Origin of the sequence: Azoarcus sp. L1K30, from assembly GCF_018122735.1 — a bacterium.
Lineage (GTDB): Bacteria > Pseudomonadota > Gammaproteobacteria > Burkholderiales > Rhodocyclaceae > Parazoarcus.
On the sequence record NZ_JAGRRD010000001.1, the window covers coordinates 1,792,823 to 1,804,501 of the forward strand.

The following is an 11,679-nucleotide window of genomic DNA, read 5'->3' on the forward strand; positions in this document are numbered from 1 at the left end:
ATTTCGCCTGGCGCGCCGATGGCCAGCTGGCCTCCTTTGCCAGCCCCACCGCCGAGGTGCGCTTCGCCTTCGATGCGGCCGGACGAGTGTTGCGCGAGTCGCAATCCCACTCCGCTCAGTCTCATGCCGATCAGGCGCAGACGGATCAGTGGCACTACGCCTGCACCCACCGCCACGGCCTCCTCGGCCAGCCCGAGGCCACCACCTATGGCGACGCCCCCAAGTGTGCGTGGCTCAGCTACGGCTCGGGCCACGTCCACGGCCTGCAGGTGGACGGCATCGCGATCGATTTCGAGCGCGATGCGCTGCACCGCGAGGTGTCGCGTAGCGTACGGCCCGAAGGCCCTGCGCTGGGCGGCACCCCCATCTTGAGGGAAACCCGCGCCTACACCGCGCTCGGCCAGCTTTCACGCAGCGCACTGGCCACGACCCACGCCGAGCCCTTGATACGCGAGTACGCCTACGACGCCCACGCGCAGCTCGCCTCGATCCGCCAGCGCGATGGCGCCGGCACCCGCGCCATCGCCTACGCCTACGATGCCTCGGGCCGGCTCATCGCCAGCCAGCACGGGGAGCAGCGCCACAACTACCGCTTCGACCCGGCCGGCAACCGCCTCGATGTCACCATCCCCGACGGCACGCTCTCAGCCCCGGCCGATGACGACTGGGCCCGCACCGTGGCCCGTAACCTGAGCGACCCCGAGTTCAACCTGCTCGGCAATAGCAAAGACGGCCGTCCTACCCCGAACACCGCACACTGGCCCGACAACCGCGTCACCGACCTCGCCGGCGTCAGCAGCCGCTTCGATGGCGCGGGCAATCTGGTCGAGCGCACGCTCGCCGATGGCACGCGGCTGCAACTGGGTTACGACGGCGCGCATCGCTTGGTGGCGCTCGAGCGGATCGCCCCCGACGGCACCCGAACACAGGCCATCTACGCTTACGACGCCCTCTCGCGCCGCATCGCCAAGACCGTCACCACCGGCCACGACACCCGCACCACCCGCTACGGCTGGGACGGCGAGCGGCTGGTGTGCGAGGCGACCGACACACTCACCACCACCCTCCTCTACGAGCCCGCCAGCTTCGTGCCGCTCCTGCGAATCGAACAGGACCGGGTCGAACCCGAGGACGCGGAAGACCGGGAGAATGCACGCGAGGAAAGCGCGCTCTTTGCGCAGATGTCGACGCTGCTGGCCGCGCACGGACTGGTCGTACCCAACCCGTTCAAGCCCCAGGCCCCGACAGCACGCGTGAGCGTGTTCGTGACCGACCATCTGGGTACGCCGTTGCGGCTGGTGGATCACAATGGCAAGACGCGCTGGGCGGCACAGTCCGATGACTGGGCGGCAGTCGCGGAAGAAAACGGCGTCAGACAGCCGATCCGGTTTCAGGGGCAGTGGCTCGATGAGGAGTCCGGGCTTTATTACAATCGGTACCGGTACTACGATCCACGGCAGGGGCGGTATGTGACGCAGGATCCGATTGGGTTGATGGGGGGTGTAACCTCCTATTCATATGGCAAGGAAAATCCAATTAGTTACATCGATGCAAGAGGACTCTCTCCTGATCCAATAGGGAAATGCAACAAAGGCGCAGACGCACAACTAAAACAATGTCTTGAAATTGCTCACGATCTATATAGCGACATGGAGGGAAAATTTGATAACGCATGCAAAACCGCTTGCAGCAATCTCGGCCCTGAATATGGAGGAAACGCCTCTTGCGAGGTGATATGTGGGGCAGGACTAGAGCCTTCAGTCGCCTTAACCTATCTTCAGTACATGGGAATGGTTGCTGGTTGCTATGCCGTCTATAACGCAAAGTGTCTTTAGGTGAGGTTTCTACAGTGCTCCCCATTTATGAAAATAGTCGCGACCATTTGGAGGGCGCAAAAATTCTATGGTGGCTTATTCAAATCAATGCTGCCTTATGGTTTCTTATGCTAGGCACGCTTGCTCGGGAAGATGAATCGTTATCAAATACTGGAATGGCCATCATTGGATTACTCTTCGCAGGAGTTCTCGAATATATTTCATACAAAAATATTTACAAGAAGTATATTCGCCAGATAAACAACTAGTTCTTACTAAAAAGAAGGTTGGGTGCCGTACATGAGCATTCCTCTGAAATCCGCTCTACAGCTGGTTTTCGAGAAACATCGTGCCGGAATTCCATGTACGGTTACCAACCTACTTCTTAGTAACGCTCAGAAAATTTAGGACAGGCCGAGTCAAACCACATTTAATGGAGACGCCGGTGTGATGGACAAATCTGCGTTACATTCGGTCTTTTCGGTAGCCTACCCACACCATCACTCAGCGTAGGTGGAATGGACGAATGAACTTGTCACTGGGCGCGCTCGCAATCGCAGTCACACTTAACCTTGCCTATGCCATCCTTGGCATAATTGCCTTTACACACGCTGACCGGAAAAATGACTCAGGACTATCTCCCATTCTTTCTCTCACCCTATGGTGGCCGTTCTATGACATATATGATGAGCACGGGAAACGGCTCTGCACGGCGGGTCGTTTGACTCTCCTGCTGACTGGGGCAATGTACTTGATTGCGTGGCAGATCCCAGACACTTGGTAAGGATCGATATAGCTCGTCGTCAAGAATGGGGAGCCAAGAATAGAAGTAGACCACATTAGTACCACGACCTCCTCGGCCAGCCCGAGGCTCCGAAAGCACCGGTGATCGTGTTCGTGACCGACCATCTGGGCACACCGTTGCGGCTGATCGATCACAACGGCAAGACACGCTGGGCGGCGGTCGCGGAAGAAACTGGCGTACAGCAGCCGATCTGGTTTCAGGGGCAGTGGCTCGATGAGGAGTCCGGGCTTTATTGCAATCGGTACCGGTATTACGATCCATGGCAGGGTCGGTATGTGACGCAGGATCCGATTGGGTTGAGGGGTGGAGTAAACACCTACAGCTATGTTAACGAGAGTCCGGTTTCAAGAATCGACCCGCTTGGACTTTGGAATTTTGTTTTCAATGCTGGAGCCCACGGCATTGGAAGCTCTTTACCATTGAGCGTAACAGTACCCGCAAAGTAATCAAAATGCTAGATGCTATCGGTATTGGACTTGTTATTGCGGGAGTGCTCGTAGCCCTCATCGGAGACAAGGCAGTAGCTACTACAAAAGGGCCGCTAGGCAAACTGTTCTCTAGGCCACCTAAAATGGCTAGCCGCTTAAAGGTGGCTATTGTGTTAGCACTGATTTATTCCGGATTAGTGCTTTTGACATCAACAAACCCCTCCTAGCAGGGCAGGGCAATCGCACCTTCACGTTAAGATCCCGAGCAACTCGGCCCTGAACCCGTCAATCGTCGAAGCAAATATGTGCTTGGGTTTGATACTCGCTTGTTTGATGAAAATTTGGGCAGAGATCATTGAATGCCACGGTCTGAAAGCCCTGCGCTGGGCGGTGCTCCCATCCTATGAAAAACCGCACCTACACTGCGTTCGGCCAGCTATTCTCTGCGTCCGTACAGTCGGAGATAAGTGCGGGGACGAAGAAATCGGGATCGGCACCAACTGGATGAAGGAGAAATTCAAGACCGTGAAGAAATGGCCGGGGCTAGGCGACTGGGTTGATGTCTCTGGCGACATCCTTTGTATCGATCCGAACGCGGCGGTGAAAACAGTCGCAGGTGAGACAACGCACCAGCTCGAGAATAGCGGCGGATTGCTGGGTGGTGCGACGGATGCTGCCAAAAACCGAAACCGTAGAATCGACGAAGCATCAGGATACTGACATGCCCAAGCATATACGGATAATCACCCTTTCCATGGCGGTAATCTACGGTCTTGTGGCTCTTGCCATCAATATCTACTTGCCCTACGGAAATCACGTCTTCACTGCTGCAAGCGGTCGCTCTCCTAAAGGCATGGAGCGCCTCTTCTTGTCTCCTGTTGTGTCACGTTTCTTTCTTTCCGTTTTTCCGATCCAGTGCGGTTACTCCGTGATGGATGAAGCCTGGGTCATCCACAAGGATACGGCGGACAACCTCGGTCTGATTGCAATAATTCGCATCATTGACGAGAAGATCAAACTGGGAGAATTGTCCGAATCTGACTTCAGCCTGGTCTTCGCACGCCGCCTGATTGGCCAGTGCAACCCCAACGATTTTCCGCCTGATGACTATCCACCACTATTTCACGCGATCTTGACCCAGAGGGAGGACCTTGTTCGCTACCTTGTGGCGAACAAGGCCGATCTGAAGCTACGAATTTTGCAACCGGGGAAGCCGACGGATGGGATGAGCGCACACGACTTCTCGATTCATCTCATGAATAGAGCTACTGATCCAAAATCGAAGGAGGCGCTATTCAGAATCTCAAATCTATTGATGACTGACTGATCGGTTGATTGAGAAGTGAGAAAGGTCGTCAATCGCAGAGTCCAACGAGTTAATCAGCCGTCTGCTTTGCACAGTAGAGATCGCTACTTTGCAGCGAGACCTAATCGCTCTGATCGCTGCGGTGGCGTCGGAGCAGACACCGTGGGCAGGTCCTAGCATAGTGGCGGCCGGCTACGGCTCGAGCCACCTCCACGGCCTGCACGTGGTCGGCATCGAGATCGATTTCGAGCGCGATACGCTTCACCGCGAGGTGCCGTGCAGCGTACGGCCTGAAGGCCCTGCGCTGGGCGGCGCCCCCCATCCTGAGGGAAGCCCGCGCTTACACCGCGCTCGAGCAGCTTTTCACTGGGTCAATACAGTCTGAGAGACGTGCGGGGACTAAAATAATCAGGACCGGCACTAAGGTGAGGGTTTCGTTCGTGAAGAAGGTTGCTTGGTGGACAGCAGGAGTGGTAAGTGTGTCGGTTGTCGGATACGCATTTGTTGATAATGCGCGGCTGCCGTATGGAGATCACATCGTAGTTGCAACGAACTTGATGGGGCACGCATTCCCGAAACATCCACTTATCTCGAGGTTCTTCTTGTTGGCAAAAAAGGATCCGAACTGTCGGTTGGTCGGGACGGCTAACAACGCAATGATCTCAATCGAGAACGGGCGCTTACAGTTCTTGATGGCGGCATGGGAGCGGGAGATCGCAACTGGTTGGAAGCGAAAAGTTGATCGGAATTTGCTTCGATCAATGTTATACGAGGCAATCGCAGAGTGCGATCCGAATAGTTTTTCTAAAGCTATTGGCCCGTTCCGACCTTTAACCTACGCCATTTTGTCGCGAGACACAGATTTGGTGGAGAAGTTATTGGATCGTGGTGCTGATCCTATGTTGAGGATTGATACACCAGGACGGCGTGCCGATGGAGTAAATCTGATCGAATTCGCGGAAATAACTGGGGACAAGCTGACGAGTTCAGATGATGTGGAAAGCCTTAACCGGATCATCTGGCTCATGCGGTCGCATGTAATTTCGCGCAAAGAGTTGAGACACAAATAGAGCGGCGCCGAGGTCAGGTCTAGCTTAGTGGCACCCGGCTACTGCTCGAGCCACCTCCACGGCCTGCACGTGGACGGCATCGATTTCGAGCGCGATACGCTTTACCGCGAGGTGTCGCGCAGCATACGGCCCGAAGCCCCTGCGCTGGGCGCCTCTCCCGACTTGGCCACAGACACGTCAGCGCCCGGCCGGCAGGCGCTCGATGCCACGCACCGCATCGCCCACCTTGAATCCACGTTCGCGAAACCAGCCCTGGTTCATTTCCAGCGCATAACGTGCGGGCCCGGCAGCGCAGTGGCTGTCCTCGGTCTGGGGCAACATGTCCTCGATATTCAGGATGCGGCCCTTGTCATCGAGAAAGGCCACCGACAGCGGCAGCAGCGTATTCTTCATCCACATGCAATGCCTCGCATCCTGGGTGAACACGAACACCATCCCATGCTGGAGCGGCATGCTCTTACGGTTCATCAGGCCGAGCTGCCGGTCCTGATCGGTGAAGGCCACCTCGGTTTCGATGCGGAACATCCCCAGCCCCAACTCGGTCGTCGGCATCTGTGCGCCGACCATGGCGGGCATCCACGCCGCCAGCACGCAACCGACACGAAGGACCCGCCCGACCTCACGCCTCATGTTCATCGACTCCATCCGTCACCCATTGAATTGGCGCCGATTCTAACGCCTGTGGCTGCCTTGCCGACGGCCGTCGCGCGAACGCAACGGCGCCGCCGCACGCTGCGCCATTGCGGCCGGCACCGGCACCTCGCGCCACTGTCCAGGCAGGAGGCCATCCAGCGTCCACTCGCCGATCCGTGTGCGCACCAAGCGCAGCGTGGGCAGCCCCACCTTCGCCGTCATGCGCCGAACCTGGCGATTCTTGCCTTCGCGCAGCACGATCTCCAGCCATGCGGTGGGCACCGTCTTGCGAAACCGTACGGGCGGGTCACGCGGCCACAACCAGTCCGGTTCGCCCGCTACCCGCGCTTCGCACGGCAAGGTGACGAAATCGCCGAGGTCGACGCCCGCGCGCAGGCTGGCGAGCGCCCCGTCGTCCACTACCCCCTCCACCTGCACCAGATAGGTCTTGGGCAGCTTGTGGCGGGGGTCGGCAATGCGGTGCTGAAGACCCCCATCGTCGGTCAGCAACAGCAAACCTTCACTGTCGGTATCGAGCCGACCGGCGGCGTACACACCGGGTACCGCGACATGGTCCTTGAGCGTCGCCCGCCCGGCCTCGTCGGTAAACTGGCACAGCACGCCATAAGGCTTGTTCAGAAGAATCAGTCGGGTCATCTTGCGGTCCCCGTGCCGCACGGACAGCGCACTTGCTGATATCGACATCGCATCGACATGCGTCCACCTGCGCTCATCCCAACGTCACCTCACTGGCAGGCGCTCCATGCAACACGCGCAGACGGCTGGTGAAATGACGGGCGATTCTCCCCGGTGCCGGGCTGCGAGCAATCGACACATGCCAGTCACACCGATACTGCAAGGTATCGGAGGGTATACGTTTCAGCACCCCTGCCTGCTCGAATGACAGTGCGTAGTGTTCGGGCAAGAAGCCCAGGTAGCGCCCCGAACGGATCAGTACCACGCTGCCTTCCTGCTCGTGCGCCCTCGCGGCGGGCTGCAGCCCGAGCCGCCAGAAATGTTCCATGTTGGGCGAATGATAGCCGAGGCCGACAAAGTCGGCCTTACGCAGGGTAGCGTCGTCGAGCGCAATGCCCGCGCGCAGCAACGGATGATCGGGCGCCCCATACAACGACATCTGTTCCGAGAACAGGGGCCAGCTCAGAAGGCTCTCGCTGGCCCGGTGAAAAGGATGAATCGCCACCTGGAACAGGCCTTCAAGCAGCCCCTTCTCGATCGCGATCGTCCCCGACACGTGAAGGTTCAGCGTGACGCCGGGCGCTTCGACGCCAAAAGCGGCGATGGCTTCCGCCAGTTTGCATTCCGGATTGGTCACGAACTTGTCGAACACGGCCAGATTCAACTCACCACGCATGCCGCCATGCAAACCGGCGACTTCGCGCCGGAACCCCTCGATCTGCGACAGCAGCCGCCGGGCCGCGTCGAGAACCGTCCCGCCCTCCTCCGTGAGCGCAAAACCTGAGCGGCCACGCTCGCACAGGCGCACACCGAGGCGGATTTCAAGGTCTTTCAAATGACGGCTGATCACCGAGCGACTGATGTTCAGTCGCAACTCGGCAGCAGCAAGACCACCGGATTCGGCAATCGCAATGAATATTCTCAGCAAGCGAAGATCCGCTTCGGCAAGGCTGGTGAGCAAGGCACGGGGTTTCATGCCGAAATTGTTTCACAAATCGGAAACCCAGCTTTCGCTATTTGTAGTTTTTTGCACCAAACACAGCCTCTAAGGTTTGCCCAAGTCCTGTGACTCGGATTCATGACCCGCCAAGTTCGCTGGCAAGCAATATCCCCGACTTGGTGCATCGAAGGCAGGGCCGCAACGAGCGAAGAGACAAGTCGGCCCCGGATAGCTCTGAATAATCCATTACAGAACATGAGTTTACTTTTTTTGTATGCATTTTCATGGAATTGGCACGGTGCTTGCGCTGACACGATCGGGCCTGTTCTCGAATTTCGACTTTTCCACTACCTCAGCAAGGAATCACCATGAGCACACGTAATCGGCCCACCCGTCGGCTGTCCGCCATGATCGGCAGCACCCTCCTTGCACTGTCCTTCGCTTCCGGTGCCGTCATGGCACAGGAAAAGGTGCTGCGCATCGGCATGACGGCCGCGGACATTCCACGCACGCTTGGTCAGCCCGACCAGGGCTTTGAAGGCAACCGCTTTACCGGCATCCCGATGTACGACTCGCTGACGCAGTGGGATCTGTCGAAGGCAGATGCGGCCAGCGTCATCATTCCCGACCTCGCCACCTCCTGGGCCGTCGATGCCAAGGACAAGACCAAATGGGTGTTCAAACTGCGACCGGGGGTGAAGTTCCACGACGGTTCGGCCTTCAACGCCGATGCCGTGGTGTGGAACGTTCAGAAGGTGCTGGACAAGACCGCGAAACACTTCGACGCCAGCCAGGTCGGCGTGACCGCTTCGCGCATGCCCACCTTGCGCAGCGCACGCAAGATTGACGACCTCACGGTCGAACTGAGCACCTCGGAGCCGGACGCCTTCCTGCCGATCAACCTCACCAATCTATTCATTGCGTCGCCGACCCAGTGGGAGGCCAAATTCAAGGCGGTCGATGCATCGGTGAGCGATCCGGCCGAGCGTGCCAAGAAAGCATGGACGGCATTTGCCGCAGACGCTTCCGGCACCGGTCCATTCAAGATGTCCGCCTTTGCGCCGCGCGAACGTCTTGAACTGGTCAAGAACGCCGGCTACTGGGACCCCAAGCGCACGCCCACCATCGACAAGGTCGTGATGCTGCCACTGCCCGAGGCCAATGCCCGCACCGCTGCGCTGCTTTCGGGCCAGGTGGATTGGATCGAGGCGCCGGCGCCCGACGCCATGGATCAGATCAAGAGCCGCGGCTTCACCATCTACTCCAACCCGCAGCCCCACATTTGGCCGTGGCAGTTGTCCTTCGCGGAAGGCTCGCCCTGGCTGGACAAGCGCGTACGTCAGGCCGCAAACCTGTGTATCAACCGTGGCGAACTCAAGCAGCTGCTCGGCGGCATGATGGGTGAGGCGAAGGGCATCGTATCGCCCGACCATCCGTGGTGGGGCAATCCGAAGTTCGACATCAAGTTCGACCCCGAGACGGCAAAGAAGATGATGGTCGAGGCCGGCCATACGGCGGACAAGCCGCTGAAGGTGAAGATCCAGGTATCGGCTTCGGGTTCGGGCCAGATGCAACCGTTGCCGATGAACGAGTACATCCAGGAAAGCCTGAAGCAGTGCTACTTCGACGTGCAGCTCGACGTTCTGGAGTGGAACACGCTGTTCACCAACTGGCGCAAGGGCGCCAAGGACCCGTCGGCCAATGGCGCCAACGCCATTAACGTGTCGGCGGCGGCGATGGACCCCTTCTTTGCCATGGTGCGATTCGTCAGCACCAAGGCTTTCCCCCCGGTCTCGAACAACTGGGGCTACTTCGGCAATGACGAGTTCGACACCCTGGTCGCCACCGCACGCACCAGCTTCGACGACAAGGCACGCGATGCCGCGCTGGCGAAACTGCATGCCCGCATCGTGGAAGAAGCGCCCTTCATCTTCGTCGCGCACGACGTCGGCCCGCGCGCCATGTCACCCAAGGTCAAGAACGTCGTCCAACCCAAGAGCTGGTTCATCGACATCGCCACGATGAAGATGGACTGATGGTCCCGACGCGCCGCCGCATTGCGGCGCGCAGCGGACTTGCCGCCGGCCGGCGCGCCGGCGGTTTCAACCACCCGACCCATGGGGCCGAACGATGATTTTCTATCTCCTGCGCCGCATCGTCTACACGATTCCGATCATGATCGGTGTCGCCTTTTTTTGCTTTCTGCTGGTCCATATCTCACCCGGCGATCCGCTGGTTTCCATCCTGCCTCCTGACGCATCCATCGAGTTGCAGAAGCAGTTGATGAGACTGTACGGTTTCGATCGCCCCTGGTACGAACAATTCGCCACCTGGTTCTGGCGTGCGCTCAACGGTGATCTCGGCACTTCGATCGCCTCGGGTCGTCCGGTGGCCACCGAAGTCATGCGCGCCGTGGGCAACACCTTGATGCTCTCCTGCATGGCCACGCTCATCGGCTTTCTGTTCGGTGGCTTGTTCGGCTTTGTCGCCGGCTACTTTCGCGACTCCTGGGTGGACCGCGTCGCCTCGGCCTTTTCGGTGCTCGGTGTCAGCGTGCCGCACTACTGGCTCGGCATGGTGCTGGTCATCATCTTTTCGTCGTGGCTGATGTGGCTGCCCGCCACCGGCGCCGGTCCGGGCGGTTCGGGTGAATGGGCCTGGGACTGGGCGCACATCCAGTTCATGGTGCTGCCAGCGATCACCATGTCGGTGATTCCAATGGGCATCATCGCCCGCACCGTGCGTGCGCTCGTAGCCGACATCCTGGCTCAGGAGTTCGTGGTCGGACTGCGCGCCAAGGGCTTGACCGACCTCGGCATCTTCCTCCACGTGGTGAAGAACGCCGCCCCTACCGCGCTGGCCGTGATGGGCCTGCAACTGGGCTACCTGCTCGGCGGCTCGATCCTGATAGAAACCGTGTTCTCGTGGCCGGGCACCGGCTTTCTGCTCAATTCGGCCATCTTCCAGCGCGACCTGCCACTGTTGCAAGGCACGATCCTGGTCCTCGCCACGTTCTTCGTCGTGCTCAACCTGCTGGTGGACGTGCTGCAGACCACCCTCGACCCGAGGATCCAGAGATCATGAACACCAATGTCAGCCTCACCCTCCCCGCGCCGACAGCAAAGGTCGAGGCCATTGAACGATCGCCGGGATTCTGGTCCGGCGTCATCGCAAAGCTCATGCGCGATCCGGTGGCGCTCGGCGCATGCGCCGTGCTGTTCGCGCTCATTCTGATTGCCGTATTCGCTCATCAACTGGTGCCTTCCGATCCGTACCAGACCTCGATGATCAAGCGTCTGAAGCCGATCGGCTTCGACGGTTTTCCGCTCGGCACCGACGAGCTCGGTCGCGACATGCTGTCGCGCCTGATGCTGGGCACGCGACTGTCGCTGTTCATGGGCATCACCCCGGTGCTGATCGCCTTCGTCATCGGCAGCGGCATCGGCATCCTTGCCGGTTATGCGGGCGGGCTGATCAACACCCTGATCATGCGCACCATCGACATCCTCTACGCCTTTCCTTCCGTGCTGCTGGCAATCGCGCTGTCGGGCGCGCTCGGTGCGGGCATCGGCAACGCCCTGCTATCCCTGACCATCGTTTTCATCCCGCAGATCGCGCGCGTGGCCGAAAGCGTGACGACCCAGGTCAGGGGGCGTGACTATGTCGAAGCTGCCCGCGCCTCCGGTGCCCGCCCCTTCACCATCGTCCGCGTGCATGTACTGGGCAATGTGCTGGGGCCGATTTTCGTCTTCGCTACCAGCCTGATCGCAGTATCCATGATTCTCGCCTCCGGCCTCTCTTTCCTCGGACTTGGCGTACGACCGCCCGAGCCCGAGTGGGGGCTGATGCTCAATACGCTGCGTACCGCCATCTACACCCAGCCCTGGGTGGCCGCGCTCCCCGGCGTGATGATCTTCATCACCTCGATTTCCTTCAATCTGCTGTCCGACAGCCTGCGATCGGCGATGGACGTCAAGAGCTAACCCA

General features: G+C 59.2%; 11 protein-coding genes. 8 read left to right on the forward strand and 3 right to left on the reverse strand.

Annotation, left to right across the window (positions count from 1 at the left end):
* The 5 genes from J5J83_RS08170 to J5J83_RS08190 form a co-directional block, all read left to right on the forward strand.
* On the forward strand, window positions 1-1,835 hold a 1,835-nt coding region (locus J5J83_RS08170), incomplete at its 5' end, for an RHS repeat-associated core domain-containing protein (protein ID WP_212347693.1).
* A gap of 864 nt (window positions 1,836-2,699) precedes the next feature.
* Complete coding sequence (locus J5J83_RS22920; RefSeq protein WP_212347696.1) at window positions 2,700-3,065, forward strand: RHS repeat-associated core domain-containing protein; 366 nt, start codon at window positions 2,700-2,702, stop codon at window positions 3,063-3,065.
* Window positions 3,066-3,356: 291 nt separating this feature from the next.
* Window positions 3,357-3,767 (forward strand): hypothetical protein, encoded by a 411-nt coding sequence (locus J5J83_RS08180; protein ID WP_212347699.1) that lies wholly within the window; start codon window positions 3,357-3,359, stop codon window positions 3,765-3,767.
* A 1-nt stretch (window position 3,768) separates the two neighbouring features.
* A complete protein-coding gene (locus J5J83_RS08185; RefSeq protein ID WP_212347702.1) occupies window positions 3,769-4,374 on the forward strand; it encodes a hypothetical protein in 606 nt (201 codons plus the stop codon).
* A 419-nt stretch (window positions 4,375-4,793) separates the two neighbouring features.
* A complete protein-coding gene (locus J5J83_RS08190) occupies window positions 4,794-5,423 on the forward strand; it encodes a hypothetical protein (protein WP_212347705.1) in 630 nt (209 codons plus the stop codon).
* Window positions 5,424-5,600: 177 nt separating this feature from the next.
* On the opposite strand, the gene J5J83_RS08195 is transcribed toward J5J83_RS08190, so the two are convergent.
* The 3 genes from J5J83_RS08195 to J5J83_RS08205 form a co-directional block, all read right to left on the reverse strand.
* On the reverse strand, window positions 5,601-5,999 hold the full coding sequence (locus J5J83_RS08195; RefSeq protein WP_249115930.1) for a DUF192 domain-containing protein: 399 nt from the start codon (window positions 5,997-5,999) through the stop codon (window positions 5,601-5,603).
* Between the two features lie 96 nt (window positions 6,000-6,095).
* Window positions 6,096-6,713 (reverse strand): pseudouridine synthase, encoded by a 618-nt coding sequence (locus J5J83_RS08200; protein ID WP_212347708.1) that lies wholly within the window; start codon window positions 6,711-6,713, stop codon window positions 6,096-6,098.
* A 73-nt stretch (window positions 6,714-6,786) separates the two neighbouring features.
* A complete protein-coding gene (locus tag J5J83_RS08205; RefSeq protein WP_212347710.1) occupies window positions 6,787-7,728 on the reverse strand; it encodes a LysR family transcriptional regulator in 942 nt (313 codons plus the stop codon).
* A 332-nt stretch (window positions 7,729-8,060) separates the two neighbouring features.
* Here J5J83_RS08205 and J5J83_RS08210 point away from each other — a divergent pair, with 332 nt between their 5' ends.
* From J5J83_RS08210 to J5J83_RS08220, 3 genes are all read left to right on the forward strand, one after another.
* Window positions 8,061-9,728, forward strand: a complete 1,668-nt coding sequence (locus J5J83_RS08210) for an ABC transporter substrate-binding protein (RefSeq protein WP_249115655.1) — start codon at window positions 8,061-8,063, stop codon at window positions 9,726-9,728.
* A gap of 94 nt (window positions 9,729-9,822) precedes the next feature.
* Window positions 9,823-10,776: an ABC transporter permease gene (locus J5J83_RS08215; protein ID WP_212347713.1), complete on the forward strand. Its 954-nt coding sequence runs from the start codon at window positions 9,823-9,825 to the stop codon at window positions 10,774-10,776.
* Window positions 10,773-11,675 carry an ABC transporter permease gene (locus J5J83_RS08220; RefSeq protein ID WP_212347716.1) on the forward strand — a complete coding sequence of 301 codons (903 nt, stop codon included), beginning with the start codon at window positions 10,773-10,775 and terminating at the stop codon, window positions 11,673-11,675. The genes J5J83_RS08215 and J5J83_RS08220 overlap by 4 nt, the downstream gene beginning before the upstream one ends.
* The last annotated feature ends 4 nt before the right edge of the window (window positions 11,676-11,679 follow it).

Coding starts and splice junctions, on each gene's coding strand:
- J5J83_RS08185 (WP_212347702.1), top strand. CDS start 3,769: ATGCCCAAGCATATACGGATAATCACCCTTTCCATGGCGGTAATCTAC.
- J5J83_RS08195 (WP_249115930.1), bottom strand. CDS start 5,999: ATGCCCGCCATGGTCGGCGCACAGATGCCGACGACCGAGTTGGGGCTG.
- J5J83_RS08200 (WP_212347708.1), bottom strand. CDS start 6,713: ATGACCCGACTGATTCTTCTGAACAAGCCTTATGGCGTGCTGTGCCAG.
- J5J83_RS08205 (WP_212347710.1), bottom strand. CDS start 7,728: ATGAAACCCCGTGCCTTGCTCACCAGCCTTGCCGAAGCGGATCTTCGC.
- J5J83_RS08210 (WP_249115655.1), top strand. CDS start 8,061: ATGAGCACACGTAATCGGCCCACCCGTCGGCTGTCCGCCATGATCGGC.
- J5J83_RS08215 (WP_212347713.1), top strand. CDS start 9,823: ATGATTTTCTATCTCCTGCGCCGCATCGTCTACACGATTCCGATCATG.
- J5J83_RS08220 (WP_212347716.1), top strand. CDS start 10,773: ATGAACACCAATGTCAGCCTCACCCTCCCCGCGCCGACAGCAAAGGTC.